The sequence below is a fragment of the Sporomusa sphaeroides DSM 2875 genome (assembly GCF_001941975.2).
Taxonomy (GTDB): domain Bacteria; phylum Bacillota; class Negativicutes; order Sporomusales; family Sporomusaceae; genus Sporomusa; species Sporomusa sphaeroides.
In genome coordinates, this window is the sequence record NZ_CP146991.1 from 110,675 (window position 1) to 127,995 (window position 17,321).

General features: G+C 46.9%; 17 protein-coding genes and 2 tRNA genes. 13 read left to right on the top strand and 6 right to left on the bottom strand.

All coding sequences use genetic code 11. The features are described 5' to 3' along the window. Positions 1 to 26 precede the first annotated feature (26 nt). The 5 genes from SPSPH_RS00410 to SPSPH_RS00430 are packed head-to-tail and all read left to right on the top strand — an operon-like array spanning position 27 to position 4,515. Complete coding sequence (locus SPSPH_RS00410) at positions 27 to 629, top strand: TetR/AcrR family transcriptional regulator (protein ID WP_075752162.1); 603 nt, start codon at positions 27 to 29, stop codon at positions 627 to 629. Next, positions 619 to 1,593, top strand: a complete 975-nt coding sequence (locus SPSPH_RS00415) for an HlyD family secretion protein (protein WP_075752164.1) — start codon at positions 619 to 621, stop codon at positions 1,591 to 1,593. Before SPSPH_RS00410 ends, SPSPH_RS00415 begins: the two co-directional genes overlap by 11 nt. Beyond that, positions 1,590 to 2,489 carry an ABC transporter ATP-binding protein gene (locus SPSPH_RS00420; RefSeq protein ID WP_075752166.1) on the top strand — a complete coding sequence of 300 codons (900 nt, stop codon included), beginning with the start codon at positions 1,590 to 1,592 and terminating at the stop codon, positions 2,487 to 2,489. Before SPSPH_RS00415 ends, SPSPH_RS00420 begins: the two co-directional genes overlap by 4 nt. Then, positions 2,486 to 3,394 (top strand): ABC transporter ATP-binding protein, encoded by a 909-nt coding sequence (locus SPSPH_RS00425; protein WP_223226327.1) that lies wholly within the window; start codon positions 2,486 to 2,488, stop codon positions 3,392 to 3,394. Before SPSPH_RS00420 ends, SPSPH_RS00425 begins: the two co-directional genes overlap by 4 nt. Continuing rightward, positions 3,391 to 4,515: an ABC transporter permease gene (locus tag SPSPH_RS00430; RefSeq protein ID WP_075752168.1), complete on the top strand. Its 1,125-nt coding sequence runs from the start codon at positions 3,391 to 3,393 to the stop codon at positions 4,513 to 4,515. The genes SPSPH_RS00425 and SPSPH_RS00430 overlap by 4 nt, the downstream gene beginning before the upstream one ends. A gap of 68 nt (positions 4,516 to 4,583) precedes the next feature. Here the strand turns inward: SPSPH_RS00430 and SPSPH_RS00435 are convergent, their stop codons facing one another. The 3 genes from SPSPH_RS00435 to SPSPH_RS00445 all read right to left on the bottom strand — a co-directional run bounded on the left by SPSPH_RS00435 (position 4,584) and on the right by SPSPH_RS00445 (position 7,724). Continuing rightward, complete coding sequence (locus tag SPSPH_RS00435) at positions 4,584 to 5,429, bottom strand: DUF2935 domain-containing protein (RefSeq protein ID WP_075752170.1); 846 nt, start codon at positions 5,427 to 5,429, stop codon at positions 4,584 to 4,586. Positions 5,430 to 5,715: 286 nt separating this feature from the next. Then, positions 5,716 to 6,600: an LPP20 family lipoprotein gene (locus SPSPH_RS00440; protein ID WP_075752172.1), complete on the bottom strand. Its 885-nt coding sequence runs from the start codon at positions 6,598 to 6,600 to the stop codon at positions 5,716 to 5,718. 179 nt (positions 6,601 to 6,779) lie between these two features. Further along, positions 6,780 to 7,724 (bottom strand): magnesium transporter CorA family protein, encoded by a 945-nt coding sequence (locus tag SPSPH_RS00445; protein WP_075752174.1) that lies wholly within the window; start codon positions 7,722 to 7,724, stop codon positions 6,780 to 6,782. Positions 7,725 to 8,249: 525 nt separating this feature from the next. Between SPSPH_RS00445 and SPSPH_RS00450 the strand changes: the two genes are divergently transcribed. Both SPSPH_RS00450 and SPSPH_RS00455 read left to right on the top strand, forming a co-directional pair. Beyond that, positions 8,250 to 8,338, top strand: a tRNA-Ser gene (locus SPSPH_RS00450). A gap of 143 nt (positions 8,339 to 8,481) precedes the next feature. Beyond that, positions 8,482 to 8,572: transfer RNA gene (locus SPSPH_RS00455), tRNA-Ser, on the top strand. A gap of 249 nt (positions 8,573 to 8,821) precedes the next feature. On the opposite strand, the gene SPSPH_RS00460 is transcribed toward SPSPH_RS00455, so the two are convergent. Together SPSPH_RS00460 and glgC are read right to left on the bottom strand one after the other, a co-directional pair. Next, positions 8,822 to 9,160 carry a hypothetical protein gene (locus SPSPH_RS00460; RefSeq protein WP_075752176.1) on the bottom strand — a complete coding sequence of 113 codons (339 nt, stop codon included), beginning with the start codon at positions 9,158 to 9,160 and terminating at the stop codon, positions 8,822 to 8,824. A 201-nt stretch (positions 9,161 to 9,361) separates the two neighbouring features. Continuing rightward, entirely contained in the window at positions 9,362 to 10,594 is a 1,233-nt protein-coding gene (glgC, locus tag SPSPH_RS00465) for a glucose-1-phosphate adenylyltransferase (protein ID WP_075752178.1), read from the bottom strand. A 236-nt stretch (positions 10,595 to 10,830) separates the two neighbouring features. On the opposite strand from glgC, the gene SPSPH_RS00470 reads away from it, so the two are divergent. The 4 genes from SPSPH_RS00470 (at position 10,831) to SPSPH_RS00485 (ending at position 15,703) form a co-directional block, all read left to right on the top strand. Further along, a complete protein-coding gene (locus SPSPH_RS00470; protein ID WP_075752180.1) occupies positions 10,831 to 11,187 on the top strand; it encodes a hypothetical protein in 357 nt (118 codons plus the stop codon). Between the two features lie 122 nt (positions 11,188 to 11,309). Then, a complete protein-coding gene (locus SPSPH_RS00475; RefSeq protein ID WP_109298173.1) occupies positions 11,310 to 12,251 on the top strand; it encodes a dipeptidase in 942 nt (313 codons plus the stop codon). 561 nt (positions 12,252 to 12,812) lie between these two features. Then, positions 12,813 to 13,475, top strand: coding sequence for a TerC family protein (locus SPSPH_RS00480; RefSeq protein ID WP_075755875.1), 663 nt, complete (start codon positions 12,813 to 12,815; stop codon positions 13,473 to 13,475). Between the two features lie 251 nt (positions 13,476 to 13,726). Then, a complete protein-coding gene (locus SPSPH_RS00485; RefSeq protein WP_075752184.1) occupies positions 13,727 to 15,703 on the top strand; it encodes a penicillin-binding protein in 1,977 nt (658 codons plus the stop codon). An 88-nt stretch (positions 15,704 to 15,791) separates the two neighbouring features. Here SPSPH_RS00485 and SPSPH_RS00490 read toward each other — a convergent pair whose 3' ends face one another. Next, the gene (locus SPSPH_RS00490; protein WP_075752186.1) at positions 15,792 to 16,076 is read right to left on the bottom strand and encodes an alpha/beta-type small acid-soluble spore protein; all 285 of its coding nucleotides are present in this window, start codon (positions 16,074 to 16,076) and stop codon (positions 15,792 to 15,794) included. 228 nt (positions 16,077 to 16,304) lie between these two features. On the opposite strand from SPSPH_RS00490, the gene hypA reads away from it, so the two are divergent. Together hypA and hypB are read left to right on the top strand one after the other, a co-directional pair. Beyond that, positions 16,305 to 16,646, top strand: coding sequence for a hydrogenase maturation nickel metallochaperone HypA (gene hypA, locus SPSPH_RS00495; protein WP_075752188.1), 342 nt, complete (start codon positions 16,305 to 16,307; stop codon positions 16,644 to 16,646). Positions 16,647 to 16,649: 3 nt separating this feature from the next. Next, the gene (gene hypB, locus SPSPH_RS00500; RefSeq protein WP_075752190.1) at positions 16,650 to 17,315 is read left to right on the top strand and encodes a hydrogenase nickel incorporation protein HypB; all 666 of its coding nucleotides are present in this window, start codon (positions 16,650 to 16,652) and stop codon (positions 17,313 to 17,315) included. Positions 17,316 to 17,321 lie beyond the last annotated feature (6 nt).

A 17,321-nucleotide genomic window follows, 5' to 3' on the forward strand; every position in this document is an offset into this window, starting at 1 on the left:
GAGCTAAGCGAGAGAGGAGTACATTTGTGGAAAAGAACACTAAAGAAAAGTTAATTGAGGCCGGTGAAAAATTGTTTGCCCTGAAGGGTTTGGCAGGCGTATCTATTCGGGAGCTTTCGCAAGAGGCCGGAGCCAACAGTGCCCTAATTTCCTACCATTTTGGCAGCAAAGAAGGATTGTATGCAGCCGTTTTGGAAAATCAGTTTTCGCCGATCGGTGCGTTATTGGACTCGGCAGCGAGGGAAGATGCCTCTCCCACCGAAAAGATTATCAGCTATGCCCGCAATGTGGCTGTTGTACATGGAAGAGTGCCTTTTCTCACTAAGTTTATGATGGGAGAAATCCTAAATCCATCCCGGTTTTTTGAACCGGTTATCCGCAAATATATTGAACGTGCCTACCGGTTTTTGACCGATACACTTAATGAAGGGATTGCCTGTGGTGAATTCCGCAAAGATATGGACGTAAAGACGGCAGCCTTGTCCTTAGCAGGCATTATAAACTTTTACTTTATTTCCCGGCCTATTTTCCGGCATTTTGTTTCAGATAGCTCTGCACAGGATGAACAGTATGTAATGCAAGCGGTAGACATCTTTTTGAATGGGGTGAAAAATTACGATGGTCAATAAAAAGCTGCTGGCAGGTATTCTGGTTGCTGTTATCGCAGCAGGGGCGGCAGGTTATAAGTATCTAAGACCGGTAGAAAAAGGTATTACCGCAACAGGCACAATTGAAGTTACCAGAGCCGATATTATGCCTAAGGTGAACGGTTATCTGGCAGAGCTTCAGCTAAAAGCAGGCGATACGGTAATCGCCGGGCAAAAGATTGCCACAATTACGCGCGCTGATTTGGCAGCGCAGGTTGTCAGAGATGAAGCCGCATTGGCCAAAGCGACGGCACAGCTTAAAGATCTGGAGAACGGGCTGCGTAGTCAGGAACGGCAGGAATTGAGTGCAATGGCGGATTCAGCCCGCTCAGTCTATGACAAAACCAAAAATGATTATGCACGCTATCAAAGCCTACATGCCACTGGTGCTATTTCGACACAGCAACTGGAGGCCGCCCGCTCCAATATGGAGGTAGCATATAGTGCCATGACGGCAGCAAATCAGCGGTTAAGTCTGGGAGATGAGGGCAGCCGGCCAGAGGCGATTGAAGCCCAGCGGCTGGAGGTGGAACGCAGTAAGGCAGTACTGGCAGCAAGCAAGGTGCTTTTGGCAGATATAGCCGTAGTCAGCCCGATCAGCGGACTTATTCTGACGAAAAATTTTGAGGATGGTGAATATGTCAACCCCGGGGCTGCGATTTTTACAGTAGGGGATATGAATGACTGCTGGGTAAAGGTATATATATCGTCCACACAATTAGGGCAAATTGCTGTTGGCCAGGAAGCTGGCGTCAAGGTGGATTCTTTCCCCGGACAGATATTCCGGGGTGAAATTAAAGAAATCAGTCAAAATGCCGAGTTTACGCCACGCCAGAGCATTACTCAGAGTGAACGGGCTAATTTGGTATTTGCCGTAAAAGTAAAAGTGGATAATTCTGAGGGAGTCTTAAAGCCAGGCATGCCGGCCGATGTGGTGTTAAAATGATTAGTCTTACAAATGTGACAAAGCAATTTGGTACACTGACGGCAGTGGATAATCTCAGTCTGGGGGTCAAGGCGGGGACCATTTTCGGATTAGTAGGGCCGGACGGTGCCGGCAAGACGACTACTATTCGTATGATTACCGGGATTATGGCTCAAACGTCAGGAGAAATAAAACTGCTGGGAAGTCTGGACGCCGAGAAGGTCAAAGAGCAAATTGGCTATGTACCGCAAAAGTTTAGTCTCTATGGCGATCTTACTGTTATGGAAAATATTCAGGTAATGGGTGCGTTATATGGGGCGGATAAAGAACGGGTAGAAGAGTTAGGTACAAATATTTTGGCCTTTACCAACCTGCTGCCGTTTAAGGATCGCCTGGCAGATAACCTTTCAGGCGGCATGAAACAAAAACTGGCGCTGGCTGCCGGGCTAATGCACCGGCCTAAGGTTTTTTTTCTGGATGAACCTACCACCGGTGTTGATCCTGTTTCCCGGCGGGAGTTTTGGCAAATGCTATACCGGCTTAATAAAGAAGGCATGACCATCTTTGTTTCCACTCCCTATATGGATGAAGCCGAATTGTGCTCTGAGGTGGCCTTCATGAGTCAGGGCCGGATTGTGGCTTTAGGTACTCCCGCGCGCCTGAAGGCCGATTATCCTTTCCGGTTATTTGAACTTAAAGCCGAAGGTAAACAGCTAAAACATATCCTGGCCGATTGTCCGCTCATAGATGTTAATGCTTTTGGCGACAGGTATCATTTGGTTGCCGAAAGTCCGGAGGTCAGGCCAAAAGTAGAAGCTGCTTTGCAGGCTGCCGGCATTACCCGTTTTTCATTACAGGAAATTTCGCCATCTTTGGAAGATATTTTTGTTCACCTTGCCGAGGGAGGAGCGTCATGATGTATGCCGTAGCAACGGAAAATCTCACCCGGATGTTCGGCAATTTTACCGCCGTAAATCAAGTCAGTTTAAAAATTCCGCAAGGCAGCATTTATGGATTTTTGGGGCCTAACGGCTCGGGAAAATCAACAACCATCCGCATGCTATGCGGCATCCTGACGCCGACAAGCGGCAACGGCCACATCCTGGGTCTTGATTTGGCAACACAGGGAGAGTCAATAAAAGAACAAATCGGCTATATGTCGCAAAAATTCAGTCTGTATGATGATTTAACCGTTCTTGAAAACCTGGAATTCTATGCCGGACTTTACAATTTGTCAGCGGCTGAGCGGAAAGAACGAATCGAGAACATGCTCACCATGGCTGGGCTAAAAGACCGGCGGCAGGAGATGACGGCAAACCTTTCCGGCGGCTGGAAACAGCGCTTGGCGCTGGGCTGTTCTATTCTTCATAAGCCGTCTATTCTATTCCTGGATGAACCTACCGGTGGTGTTGATCCTAAATCCCGCCGTATGTTTTGGGATATTATTTATTACCTGTCACAGCAGGGGACAACTGTTATGGTGACTACTCACTTTATGGATGAGGCTGAACACTGTGATGCCATCGGCTTTATTTACGAAGGGAGCCTGATCGCCGATGATACTCCGGCCAGACTAAAGCAGAATCTGCCAGGCATACTGCTGGAAATTCCGACGCCAGACCCCATGGGGCTATTCGCCGAGCTGGCGGAGCGCCAAAGAGATGTTCTGGACTTATATCCTTATGGGACCAGCGTACATGCTCTTATTCGTGAAGAGCGGCTGTCTGACTATAAAGATTATGAATATAACGTGATTACCCCGTCGCTGGAAGACGTTTTTGTTTATTATGTAAAATCCAAACGCAAGGAGCTGATAGTATGATTCGGCTTAGAGCCTTGCTCATAAAAGAGTTTATTCAGATGCGGCGTGACCGGCTGACTTTCGCCATGATGGTAGGACTGCCTATTGTGCAACTGCTTGTATTCGGGTTTGCCATTAATACCGACGTAAAGCATCTGTCGACAATCGTATTTGACCAGTCGCTGCAGCAGGAGGGGCGTGACTTATTGGCGTCATTTCAGGCCAGTGAGTATTTTACTATAAAATATGTTGCCAAAGATTATCAGGAAGTAACAGCGGCGGTTGAAAGCGGCAAAGCGAAAGTCGGCATCATCATCCCTCCCGATTACACCGAAAATATCAAGCATGGGCGCAGTGCATCAGTACAGGTCATTGTTGATGCTTCAGATTCGATGGCAGCCTCATCGGCCATTTCGTCTGCCCAGTTAATTGGCCAGCTTCGCTCGCAGGAACTGCTTATTGAGCGAATGCAGGGGGCCAGCGGCAAGCCAGTCGCCCCGCCTGTCGATATCCGTATCCGCCCCTGGTACAATCCTGATTTTATTTCACCGTTTTACATGGTGCCTGGGATACTGGGGATTGTGTTGACCATGACAATGGTCATGATTACTTCCATGGCTATTGTCCGCGAGCGTGAACGGGGCACGTTGGAGCAGCTTATTGTAACGCCCATGAAGTCGCACGAATTAATGCTTGGCAAAATTATCCCCTATATATTTGTCGGGTATGTCCAGGCAACACTGGCGCTGGTGGTTGGCGCACTAGTATTTGATGTGCCGATGAGGGGCAGTATTGGTCTGTTATACGGTCTTACTACGCTCTTTATCATTGCCTCTCTATCACTGGGGGTCCTCATTTCGACTGTAACGAAGACCCAAATGCAGGCCATGCAGATGTCCTTTTTCGTATTTCTTCCCAGTGTACTTCTGTCAGGCTTCATGTTTCCCCGGGAAGCCATGCCTCAGCTCTTCTACCAGTTGGGCCATCTGCTGCCGCTGACCTTTTACCTGGAAATTCTGCGCGGCATTGTGCTCAAAGGAATCGGTATCAATTTCTTATGGTCGCAGGTGTTTGCCCTTATTGTCTACATCCTGGTTGCATTGTCTATCAGTATTGTAAAATTTCAAAAGAAAATTGCTTAAGCTGCAAAGGCAAAGGGTTTTGGGAATTTTTTAGGGACAAGGGACCTGTCCCCTTGTCCCATGTCCTGTTACTTTTTGCGATACTCGTAATCACAGCCAACTATTTCAGGAGGCCGGCAATCAGTTATATCACTTTGAATCATTGCAAGAATTTCAAGGAAGTGCTCAGCTTCACGGCGGACATGGTCTGCCAGCAAAGGTGGGATTAGTGATAAAACCGCACATTGCTGGATTAATTCCTCAGCGGTTGCTTTGAAGTTTCTCAATTCTGTAGTGGAATTGGTTACTGCTTTTTCAAAACGCACAAAATCATTGGTGGGACAAAAATGCCACAACATGCTGTCAAAATCCCGGGCGTGCAACTGGAGCTGGTCGAATTTGTCACTAAGCATGTTTGATGTACTCCAAACCTCACGTTCGGATGGGTCAAGCAAGCCGCGGATGAATTTGAGATGGTCAGCCATAATCCTTAACCAGAAGACGTTTTCACTGACGATAGCATCGACAGGATATTCCATTTCCTCACAGTGGATTTTCTCCAGTATCTTTAGAAAGTACATAGCTTCGCGTGATACATGGTCAATGAGTAAGGGATAGTTGCCACCGCCGCGGATTTTGCATTCTATCAGCAGATGCAGAAGATGTCTTTTGAAACAAAAGATGTTTTTTACGGCAATTATAACTCGATTAATAAACCGTTCAAAGCTACTGTCACAATTAATTCGCTCTGCCATATTTTCAAGTTTTTCAAAGATATCATAGAATTCCTGTGCTTCGCTGATTAAATCTGTTTGGTCGCAGGGCAGGCCAAGTTTAATGAACAGAGAATGTTCCTTCATTATGCGGAGCCAAAACCTAACTTCACATATATTGAGGGGAGCAAATGGTTTTACGTCCTGACAGAAGATGTCCATTGTAATTCCTCCCAAAAATAATAAGTATATTACATAATATGTTAAGTCAGGTTAAATAGTTACTAGTTACACAAAACTGATTGTTCGGAGTTTTTTGCTCCTAAATGGATAATCCTTCTGTACTATATATCTTACAGGGACATGTTTCGTGTCACTGGTGCAGTAAAATAAGAATCAGGCTGCATAATTGGAGCCTGATTCTTTGCTTTGTCTCTTCTGCGGCGCATTAATTAAAAACGCGATACTTTGATTTAATTTTACTTGGTCACTGCATCAGCCCCAGGCCTTACTGCTTTACACAGACCATGGCTTTTGGCAGGAAGTTGTCCTGGGCGTTTGCAGCCAGGATTTTGTCGGCAGCGGCTTGGCTGATGATGATATTGATATTATTGTCGCGAAGGCCTGCGGCTTTAACTACAAGCGGCGCGGTGCCGGCGCGGGACTGTCCAAGCTCAAGCGACCGGCGGTCTTCCGGAGTGCACAAATAGTCCAGCATACCATGGGACACGGCATACTCGGGAATGAGATTGTCATAGCTGTAAATGATGCGGCCGGTGTCATCGTAAATGACCGGTGACAGAGCCCGGGTTACTGGCAGGCCGGTTACGTCAACTACCAGGCCGGTATATACCGGGAGTACTACCGGTGTGTAGGCCGCTGAGGGCATAGGCAGCGGCGCAGGGGCAGCCGGTTTGATGGCATCGGTAATAATTTCCGTCAAGCCGCCTCGGCCAAACAGATCAATACGCAGGGTTATTTGGTAGGAGCCATCGGCCAGCAGTTGTTCATCGGCGATTTTAGCGCCTTTGACAATACCGGTTATTCGTGTCCTAACTGTGTCGCTGGTAGTTTCGAGGTTCTGCACAGTGGTTTCGGCAGTAACTTTGATACCTTCGATGGTTTCCAGGAGATTGCGCTGCGCATTAACAATAGCCGCCCGTCTGGCCATAAGACGGGCTTGTGCCGGAGATTTAGCCATACGGGACGGTATTCCGGCACCAATCGCCTCGACCACACCTTGCTCCCAATTGATAGAGCCATAGGCACCTACCTGGTCAACAGAGGCTGGCAATACGTTTTGAGTGCTGGCAGTAGTCGCGCCTGCCGTCAGCGGCAACGCGGTGAGCAGCAGTGTGCAGATGGTAAAATAGAACAATGATTTCTTGAACATGTGTATCCTCCTTGAGAAATTCATATTGCAAATAATTGCATGCATTGGGCGGTGTTTCCATTTTTGTATACTATTTCGCTCAATGGCACTGGTTTCCTGCTTCGAAGAGGTAGTCCGGCGCTAAACAAGCAAAAACCCGGAAAGTATTCCCGGGTTTTTTGCGTAGTATGTTATTATTTTTAGAACATGCCTTTGCGCCATAGGCCAAAGGCGCTGAATGCGGTAACGCCAAAAGCAAATACCAGTGTGGTTACAAAGCTGCCAGGTATTTCACCCAACGGAACATCGACGTTCATTCCCATAAAGCTGGCAACCATCGTCGGAATGGCCAGAATAATGGTCATCGAAGCCAGGAATTTCATAACGCGGTTAAGGTTATTGGAGATAATTGAAGTGAAGGTATCCATCATGCCGCTTAAGATACGGCTATACATTTCAACCATTTCAATGGCCTGCTTATTTTCAATGATAACATCCTCCAGCAGGTCTTCGTCTTCTTCATAAATTTTGATAAGATGCTGACTGGTAGAGCGGAGCCGGAGCAGCCGTTCCAGGACAATGCCGTTGGAACGGAGTGAGGCGGCGAAGTAGGTTAAACCTTTTTGCAGTTCTAACAGCTGAAAGATTTCTTCGTTTTTCATAGAACGGCGCAGATAGCGTTCTATTTCGTCTGTACGGCGGTTAATCTGCTTCAGGTATTTTAGATACAAGGTCGCTGATTTGTACAAAAGCTGAAAGAGAAACCGGGTCTTTTTGAAGGTGCTGAAGGCCCGGGGATTATCAGGGTTGAAATCAGCCAATACTTCATTGGCCTCCAGGCAGATGGTAATAATATATTCGGTAGTCAGGACAATTCCGAGCGGCAGTGCGTCATAACTGTCATGACCACGCATAATCGGAATATTGGTGATGACCAGCATATGGTTTTCGTCAAGTTCAATACGGGAACGTTCTTCTTCGTCCAAGGCTGCTTTAAGAAAATCAAGCGGGCTGCCGGTGGCGGCAGCTACTTGTTCCAGTTCCGCGGGAGTGGGGTTAATAAGATTAAACCAGGCGCCTTTTTCCAGTGTTTGGAGAGTTAGTTCATATAGGTGTGTACAGTTGCTGCGAAATATTTTAAGCATGATTGCTCCCCCTTCCAAGATAGTGAGGGGAATACAATTTTAAGCCTGAAATATCAAACAGCCGGAATCTTAATAAAACCGATATGCAGATAAGTCAGGCGAGAAAAATGGAATATTCCCCTAATTTTTATTAATTTGTGCAAAACTGCCCCTCCAGGTCGGTCTACCTCCATTTATCTTCACCTGCCTTTGTATTATTATTGATTATCTTTAAATAGCTCTATAAAGAATATAATTCTGTTTACGTTAATAGTCAACCTTTTTGTATGGAATCATAAAGATTTTTCTGCCAGGCGTGTTGGCAGTAATTTTTGCCGGCAATGTTTGCTTGCCGCCGGCGCTTACAGCCGCCTGGCAAAACTTTATTAGACTCCTTATAGAATGATACTTAATAGGAAGTTATATGTACTATTCTATTACTTGCTTTTAAAAAATGCGCCCACGCACAATGGATAAAAATTACCGGCAGCGGTTTTGTTGACAATCCCTTGCGGCGTTTGCTATAATACTAACTGTGCCGGACGCGGAGGGGTGTCCGAGTGGTTTATGGAGCTGGTCTTGAAAACCAGTGATCCCGCAAGGGACCGTGGGTTCGAATCCCACCCCCTCCGCCATAAACAGAGAGCCGGGTTTTTAGGAGCGTGAGCGACGCGAAAACTTGTGCGAATCGCTTAGTTCCGAGCGGTAGTGAGGAACATCTATATAATTGACTTAGCATTAGGCTTTTGCTATAATCAAACTGTTAAGTACGAGATACGGAGTGGTACTCAAGTGGCTGAAGAGGACGGTTTGCTAAATCGTTAGAGGTCGTGAGGCCTGCGTGGGTTCAAATCCCACCCACTCCGCCATATGAAAGTGACGGCTATTAACCAATTGGTTAATAGCCGTTTTTGTCTGTCTAACAGAAGATATAAGTTTTGCGTGACAAACACAAGACCCGGCACCGACGCCCGTCAGCCGGCACTACCGTCGCTTTACTGAAATGGCTTCACCGTCCTGTTGTGTCGGCAGCTCTTATGGCCGTATATATGTATAAGCAACGGAAACCGTTGCTTATTAAAAAAAACGCTAACTATAATAAGTGGTCAAGCGGGGGGTTAGCAAACAACAATTACCGGCAGTATCATTATGATATAATTGGTATTGATGGCTACATCGGTGGTAAGATCACTTATTGGGAGAGGGAATCCATTGGGGAGTACTGCGTCCGAAACCCGCACAATAAGAAATTCTTCTTCTTCTGTAACCTTGCCGGTGACTTCAATCTTATCCGGTATGACGACAGGCGGTGCACAATCATGCTTGCGCGGAAACTCTGTGAGTATTGTTCCGGTCAGTGTTAGTAGCGTGAAGCCGGTATTGGTTGTGAACGGAAGCCCCGGGATGTTAACCAGAATTGTAACTTCACCAAATTTAACCCAATCCTTAGCTCTCATTTTTACGCTCCTTTGCTCAATTTCTGAGGGCCGCTCCTCACTGTATACTATGCACAGATTATTGTTAAAGTGAATTGTGATTAGCTTCTAGGCTGTTTCAATGGAAGAACGAAATTATGCCAGGCTGTACGTTCACAGTAACCGTAAAAATCCGCAAGCCTGTAAATTTGAAATAATTTACAGGCTTGCGGATAGTAGAACTTATTTTGTTACTACAACAATTCCTGAATCTGAGATAACATACCCTCTACGTCTATCTGCTTCGTGATCATAACCAATTTCCGTTCCATCGGGAATCTTTATATTTTCATCGATAATTGCTTTTTTTATCTTTACATGTCTGCCGATTTCGACATTTTCGAATAGAATGGAATCCTCTATCAGGCTATAGCTATTAATTTTGCAGCGCGGCCCGATGATGGATCTTCGCACTGTGCTGCCACTGGTTATGCAGCCGCCGCATACATAGGAGTTAAGATTTTGGCCGCACCGGCCCTCCTCATCAAAAACCGTTTTCGCCGGAGGAAGATTACTCTGATTCGTAAGTATCGGCCATTTATAATTATAGAGATTCAACTGAGGAACTACATTGATGAGATCCATATTCGCCTCATAATAGGAGTCAATTGTCCCGACATCTTTCCAGTATCCCTTTTCCTCCTGTCTCATTCCGGGAACTAAATTGTCGATGAAATTATAAGCAAAGACCCTGTCGCCTCTTTCGAGCATCATTGGAATGACATGCTTGCCGAAATCCAGATCGGCATGTTTTTTCTTGCCTTCTTTCAGTATCTCAAGCAGAATTTTTACTGAAAAAATGTAATTGCCCATGGAGGCAAAGCAGGTGTCTCTTTCCGGAATTGTGGCGGGATTATCCGGCTTTTCCGTGAACGCCGTCACTCTAAAATCCTCGTCTACGGAAAAGATCCCGAACCGTTTAGCTTCCTCAGCAGGAACTTCAAGCGCTGCCAGGGTGATATCTGCTTTGTTTACGATATGGTAGGCTATCATTTGACTGATGTCCATTTTATAAATATGATCGCCGCCAAATATTGCCACATACTCAGCATTGCTGGATTCAATAAATCTCATAAACTGATAGATGGCGTCGGCAGTACCTTTAAACCACTCTTCGCCTGCACTGCTGGTCTCAGGCGATAGTGTGTCATAAAACTCTTCCAGGCCGGCCCATTTGGCCCACGAATTCTTAATGTGCTTATTCAATGCATGGGCTCGATATTGTGTCAGAATATAGGCTTTCTTAATACCTGAGTTAAACAGGTTGCTTAATACAAAATCGATGATTTTGTATTTTCCGCCAAAAGAAACGCAGGGTTTGGGTCTGTTTAATGTAACAGGGCTTAGACGTTCTCCTTTACCTCCCGCTAAAACCATAGCAATTGTGTTTCTTGTAACATTTCCCATCGGATACATCTCTTTTCCCCCTTCCTGTATACAATCAGAATATTAATTATTTACTATATATATATATTTCCATAATCTTTCGATTTTTCCTGTATGGATAAAAAAACTGTGAGACAGAATATTAAAAATTATTTCTGCTGCTCTTAGTTACAGAATGAGTAATGTTCAGCGCAGTAAGAACACAAGGGTTTACAGGCACTTGTGCCGAATTAGGTGCATCGTAGACCTAGCAGGGAGGAACAAGGATGTTGTATTTGATTGGTACAATCATGGTCATAATCATTGCTATCGCCGCCGCTGTGCTGCTTCGACCGCGCCGGACAGTTCCAGGCTGTCCGGTTATCCCAGAGGCCGATACTGCCGCCGGTTTGGGGGTGAGTGATACGGACAGCGTACTGGCAGGACAGATGTTAGCCTATCTTGTCGGCAATTTTTTAATTGATAGTCAGCAATATCAGGCTTGGCGCTCTCTCAGCCCGGAAGAACTTAAGCTGGTGCTGGAAGAGGCCGGAATAATGACCGGTGCCGAGTTCGACAGCTTCAATCTGCAATTGGCTGCCGAGGCTCAGGTACAGCAAGCACGCGGGGAATGCAATTATTAGGGCCGGGGATAGCAGGCGGTTTTGACACAGCAAAGCATGGAATTGAGTGTTGATGAATACATATCAATAACGCATTAATGCTATACGTCAGGCAGTGTGCCGGGAATAGAGGAGGGCGCCGGGTGAATTGTATTGATTTGCACTGTGATACTATTTTGCGGCTGATGGAAGCAGGCGACCATTTTGGTCTCTATAGCAATCCGTTTAGTGTGGATATTGAAAAACTCAGGGAAAGTCGGGCGCAGGCCCAATTTTTTGCGCTATTTGTAAATAAAGCAAAGACCAGTGATCCACTGGCACGGGCTCTTGCCATGGCAGACCGGTTTCATTACGAGCTGGCACAGAACCAACAGGATATTGCGCTGGCTGGGAATTATGCCGAGTTGCTGCAAAACCGTTCTGAGGGCAAGATTTCTGCTTTTCTTACTATCGAGGAAGGCGGTGCTCTCAAGGGGGAACTGGGCAATATTGAGAAGTTTTACCGTTTGGGTGTGCGGCTGATTACGCTGACCTGGAATTATCCCAATGAAATCGGTTATCCTAATTCCCTGCCGGAGTGCCGTGAACAAGGGCTTACGCCGTTTGGGCAAGACGTTGTCGCTGAAATGAACCGGCTGGGCATGCTTGTGGATGTCTCCCATTTGTCTGACAAGGGTTTCTACGAGGTGGCCGCCTTATCGGCCAAACCCTTTGTTGCTTCTCATTCTAATGCCCGTACCCTGGCAGCGCATCCCCGTAACTTAACCGATGATATGATCAAACTCCTGGCCGATAAGGGTGGGATTATGGGCTTGAATTTCGAAAAAGCCTTTTTGGGCGAAGCCCCTGTCAGCCGGGTTGATGACATGGTGCTGCATATTGAGCATATACGTAAAGTGGGCGGCATTGAGGTTATCGCGATAGGTTCGGACTTTGACGGCATTAGCCCGGAGCTGGAGATTGCTCATGCCGGGGAAGTGAATAAACTGGTAAATGCTCTGACAAAAAGCGGTTTTAAGCAGGATGAGGTTGAGAAAATCTGTTGGGGTAATGCGCTGCGGATTATAAAAGAGACTTTGGGATAAATGGAGACTTGCTTCAGAAGGGGTTCTATCTGAAGCTTAGCCGGGATTATCCAGGGACTTAGTCGCACGCCTGTGCCTGTAGGGATATAACTCCTGCCTGCAAAAGCGGGATAGTATTAGTAGCTAGTGTTAATAACAGGCAGAAGTGAACTCGTTTCAGCAGAACGGCAGCATTGTCAGTTCCGGTGGCGAGTCTGCTCTGCCTGAACTAATGCCGCCTGCAGCCGGAGTTTTGCCTTAACGGCTACGATTACCGGGTGATTTCGCATTATTACATATATTAGCAGGTGGACAGGCTTACCGGTGGTTGGGGTTTGGCCACTTGTTAACAGCAGTGCGTTTTCCGAAAATAGTGCTGCCTGATGATACCTAAGCATGGCAAAAAGCAATTATTGTAATATTGTGTCGGATAACTTGTATATTTTGTCGTGGATAAGTATAATGAAAATGTTAATGCCCTTGATATCTGGTATTAAAATCAGCTATCAGGAGAAAATGCCGGTTCATTATAAAACGGATTGGCGTTTAGAACAATCACCTGAGGAAAAGGAGTGCAGAGAAATGGAGTTTTTAGTAGCGCTAGCTGGAATCATGATGGTTAACATTGTGCTTAGCGGCGACAATGCGGTGGTTATTGCCATGGCCAGTCGAAATTTGCCTGCAAAGCAGCAAAAACAGGCCATCCTGTGGGGTAGCGCCGGGGCGATAGGTCTGCGGATTGTTTTGACACTTGTTGCAGTTATACTTTTACAAATTCCTTATGTCCAATTCGTCGGCGGTTTACTTCTTGTGTGGATTGCAGCCAAATTACTTGTGGAAGACAGCGGTGAGGAGAATGTGGAAGCAGGGACTTCCTTCTGGGCCGCGATCAAGACCATTATTATTGCGGATTTGGTTATGAGCCTTGATAATACTCTGGCCATTGCCGCGATTGCTAAAGGAGATTACCTGCTGCTCGGAGTAGGTCTTGCTCTCAGCATCCCGCTGATTATTTTCGGCAGTCAGATTATTATTAAAATTATGGATAAATACCCTATTGTCGTTTATGCAGGTGCTGCTCTTATTGCCTGGACAGCCGGTGAAATGATGCTGGCCGATGATAAGGTTGGTCCGATCATTCACGGTATGATTCCCGGCTGGCTGGTGCCGGCAGTTATCACTATTGGGGTTGTGGCTTTGGGTCTTTGGAAGAAGAAAAACCAAAAAGAGAAAGCCGTCGACTAAGATAGCCCGGTAAGTCATCAGGAATACTAATTATGTAAGATAATCCAACACCGCTTTCAGGCGGTGTTTTTTTTTGCAGGTAATTCCCCCTGTATGGAGAATAAATAATAATATTTCGCCGTCATACAGCGCTGCGCCGCTGGCGCTTAATCTCCGCTTATGTATCGTGACTCAGTAATGTTGGCGGTTGTAAGCAGTTCATTAGCCATATTTTTTTATTAACTTGGGATTTCAGGAAGGATTGACATAGGATGAAAGTAATGCCGGGAGCTATTCAGAAAAGACTGGCCTGGTTCTTGATGCTGACAATACTGGCGCTTACCGGTTTGACAGCCCGGATTGCCTGGATTCAGTTGGGGGAAGGGGAGCGGCTTAGTGCCAGGGTGCAGGACCAGCTGAGAGAAAACAGAATTATCCAGTCACCGCGTGGTACTATTTATGACCGTACCGGGCGGGAATTGGCTGTAAGCAGTATGAGCAAGTCGCTGTATGCCAATCCGCGGGAGATAAAAGACGCGGATATGCTGGCCGAGCTGCTGGCGCCCATTATTGGCATGAAGGCAGATAATATTAAGAATCGTCTCATAGCCGGTGCCAGCTTTGTCTGGCTTAGACGCACACTTGAGCCGGAACAGGCTGCTGCCGTCATTGCGCTTATCAAGGAACATCAGCTTACCGGTCTTGGGTTTATTGAGGAAAGTAAACGTTATTATCCCAACGATGGCTTAGCGGCACAGGTTTTGGGGTTTGTCGGCACCGATGATGTGGGACTTGAAGGCCTGGAGATGGCGCTGGATAAGAGAATTAAAGGGCGGGAGCTTAAGCAGGCTATTGATACTGACAGTTATGGGACGCCCATCTTTTCTTCAATATTTTCATTTATTCCCAAGAAACAGGGCCAATCGGTCTATCTGACTATTGACAGCACCATTCAGTATATAGTGGAACGGGCTTTGGACAAGGCTATGGAACAGACGGAAGCAAAAGCAGCGACCGTCATCATTATGAACCCGAAAACCGGAGAAATTCTGGCTATGGCCAACCGGCCCAACTATAATCCGAATCAATTTGGACAATATAGCCCGGAAGAATGGAAAAACCGGGCAGTGTCTGTTGTGTATGAGCCTGGTTCAACCTTTAAAGCCGTTATTGCAGCCGCGGCGCTGGAAGAAGGCAAGGTGCGCCCTGATGAAAAATTTATTGATAAAGGCTATGTAGAAATATCGGGGCGGCGGATCAAAAACTGGAGCGGCGACAGTTACGGTGAAATTACATTTATGGATATTATTAAAGACTCGATCAATACCGGTTTTGTCGAAGTCGGTATGCGGGTTGGGGCGGCTAAATTGACAAACTATGTGCGGGCGTTTGGCTTTGGCAACACTACCGGCATTGAATTACCCGGTGAAGAGGCAGGCATCTTGTTTGACCCGAAGGAGATGCGTGACAGCGATATCGCCACCATGTCTATTGGACAGAGTATTGCTGTTACCCCGCTGCAGCTTACTGCCGCCATCGCCGCCATTGCTAATGACGGGGTACTGCTGCAACCCCGGATTATAAAAGAATACCGTCATGAAGACGGCACCCTGGCAGAGTCCTTTGACCCCGTTGTGGTCAGACAGGCTGTCAGTTCGGAAACCGCCCGTACCCTGACGATGATGTTAGAGAAAGTGGTGAGCGAGGGCGGCGCTAAGCGGGCTGCGGTGCAGGGGTATCGTTTTGCCGGAAAAACCGGTACGGCGGAAAAATTAAAACCAGGCGGGCAAGGCTATCTGGAAGGACGTTATATTGCCTCTTTCGCCGGGTTTGGACCGGTGGAGGACCCTCAGGTGGCAGCGCTGATTGTGCTTGATGATCCGGCAGGCATTTATTATGGCGGACAAATTGCAGCGCCGGTATTTAATGATATTATGACCCAGGTTATGCGTTATTTGAATGTACGTCCCAATGATACCAATCAGGTGCTGCCGCCGGTAAAACCGGCTGCCGTTCAGCCTTATGCCGCGCCGGTTCCTGATCCCGGACCACCGCCGGTAGTGCCGCCGGGGCAGGTGCTGATGCCTGTGCTTGCCGGCAAAACTATCCGTGAGGCCGCTGACCTGCTGCACAGTCTGGAGCTTACTTTTGTGCCTGTCGGTACCGGCGTGGCAATAAAACAAAGTGTGACTGCCAATACACCTGTTAAGCCAGGAACTGAGATTATCGTCTATTTTGAACCCCGATAGAAGAGGAATACATTGCTGCCGGGTGGATAACCTAACACAAACTGAAAAAAGTGAAAAGGCGGCTTTTAGGCCGCCTTTTCGTGAGGTATTACTTGCTGTTAATATCAAATTGGGAAGTCATAGTGCCGCTGGTAGCAGTAGTTGAACCGGTGGTCGAGGCAGTTGCTGTTTGTCCACCCATAGTGGATTCATATTGCTCGATCATGCGGCGAACCATGTGGCCGCCAACCCGGCCGCAGTCAGCGGAAGTCATAGTAGACCATCCTTGGCTGCGTACGCGTTCGGTGATACCCAGTTCGTTAGCCACTTCCATTTTCATCCTATCAAGAGCATTTTCGGCACCAGGGTTAACAGGTTTTCTGCTTCTAGCCATTAATAAAGCACCTCCTGAAATTTTTCTAGTCCTAGTATCTGCGCGAACAATGCTCATTATCCTATAAATATTATGTCAATTAAGTAAAAAAAAACCAATTGACGCCTGCTGGCGCTGGGCTTGTGCCGGCTAAAGTAAAATGTCGGATTTTGCATGGAAGGAATTTACAAAGGTATGGAGAATACTGTTGTTAATATATGCAGGGGCTGAGTTAGGTGGAGACAACACATGCATGAGATGGCAATTGCGGAAGGTATTTTGGATATTGCGGTAAAAACGGCAGTCAGCCATGGTGCTGCCAAAGTGACAGGCGTAAAGGTGCTGGCCGGTGAGCTTACCGGTATTGTACCTGAAGCGTTGGAATTTGGGTTTAGCGCGCTGGCTGCAGGTACGGTGGCCGACGGCGCTCAGTTATCCATTTGCATGGTTCCGCTGACAGGACGCTGCCGGGACTGTGGACATGAAAGCCGTGTGGACAAGTACCGGTTTGTATGTGGAAGCTGCAATTCTTACGCTGTTGAGATCGTGTCAGGCCGTGAATTAAAAGTGGAGAGTGTGGAGGTAGAATAGCCCTTGGAAATTACTGTTATGAGCGATATTCTGGGAAAGAATGATGAAGTTGCAGCAGAGCTAAATACCCTGTTGACCCGGCAGGGAATCTTCGTCGTTAATTTGTTAGGTTCTCCCGGCTGTGGGAAAACCTCACTTGTGGAGCAAACAGTACGCTTGCTCCGCAATGAATATAAAATTGCCGTTATCGAAGGTGACTTGTATACCTCCAAAGATGCTGACCGAATTGCCGCGTATGGAGCGCCGGTTATTCAAATCAATACCCGGGGCGGTTGTCACCTGGATGCCGGTATGGTTAAGAAAGCCGTTGAACAATTGGATTTGTCGGCAGTGGATATCTTAATTGTGGAGAATGTCGGTAACTTGGTTTGCCCGGCTGAATTTGCCGTGGGGGAGCATGCTAAGGTGGTAGTACTCAGCGTTACTGAAGGAGAAGATAAGCCGCTGAAATATCCGCTTGTTTTCCGCCAGTCTGAGGCCATCATCATTAATAAGATTGATTTGCTGCCCTACACTGATTTTGCCATAGACTGTGCGGTCAGTGACATTAACGGCTTAAATGCAGCCGCTGCTTTAATCAAGGCCTCCTGCAAAACCGGGGAGGGCCTGGTGCTTTGGACAGAATGGCTGAAAGACCGGGTACGGTTAGTCCGCAGAGGGGATTTATGAGTAGGA

What these genes read in the sequence shown, in the direction of transcription:
- SPSPH_RS00425 (WP_223226327.1), top strand. Translation starts at nt 2,486, where the DNA reads ATGATGTATGCCGTAGCAACGGAAAATCTCACCCGGATGTTCGGCAAT.
- SPSPH_RS00480 (WP_075755875.1), top strand. Translation starts at nt 12,813, where the DNA reads ATGGAGTTTTTAGTAGCGCTAGCTGGAATCATGATGGTTAACATTGTG.
- SPSPH_RS00420 (WP_075752166.1), top strand. Translation starts at nt 1,590, where the DNA reads ATGATTAGTCTTACAAATGTGACAAAGCAATTTGGTACACTGACGGCA.
- SPSPH_RS00470 (WP_075752180.1), top strand. Translation starts at nt 10,831, where the DNA reads ATGTTGTATTTGATTGGTACAATCATGGTCATAATCATTGCTATCGCC.
- glgC (WP_075752178.1), bottom strand. Translation starts at nt 10,594, where the DNA reads ATGTATCCGATGGGAAATGTTACAAGAAACACAATTGCTATGGTTTTA.
- SPSPH_RS00415 (WP_075752164.1), top strand. Translation starts at nt 619, where the DNA reads ATGGTCAATAAAAAGCTGCTGGCAGGTATTCTGGTTGCTGTTATCGCA.
- SPSPH_RS00490 (WP_075752186.1), bottom strand. Translation starts at nt 16,076, where the DNA reads ATGGCTAGAAGCAGAAAACCTGTTAACCCTGGTGCCGAAAATGCTCTT.
- hypA (WP_075752188.1), top strand. Translation starts at nt 16,305, where the DNA reads ATGCATGAGATGGCAATTGCGGAAGGTATTTTGGATATTGCGGTAAAA.
- SPSPH_RS00430 (WP_075752168.1), top strand. Translation starts at nt 3,391, where the DNA reads ATGATTCGGCTTAGAGCCTTGCTCATAAAAGAGTTTATTCAGATGCGG.
- SPSPH_RS00435 (WP_075752170.1), bottom strand. Translation starts at nt 5,429, where the DNA reads ATGGACATCTTCTGTCAGGACGTAAAACCATTTGCTCCCCTCAATATA.
- SPSPH_RS00445 (WP_075752174.1), bottom strand. Translation starts at nt 7,724, where the DNA reads ATGCTTAAAATATTTCGCAGCAACTGTACACACCTATATGAACTAACT.
- SPSPH_RS00485 (WP_075752184.1), top strand. Translation starts at nt 13,727, where the DNA reads ATGAAAGTAATGCCGGGAGCTATTCAGAAAAGACTGGCCTGGTTCTTG.
- SPSPH_RS00460 (WP_075752176.1), bottom strand. Translation starts at nt 9,160, where the DNA reads ATGAGAGCTAAGGATTGGGTTAAATTTGGTGAAGTTACAATTCTGGTT.
- SPSPH_RS00440 (WP_075752172.1), bottom strand. Translation starts at nt 6,600, where the DNA reads ATGTTCAAGAAATCATTGTTCTATTTTACCATCTGCACACTGCTGCTC.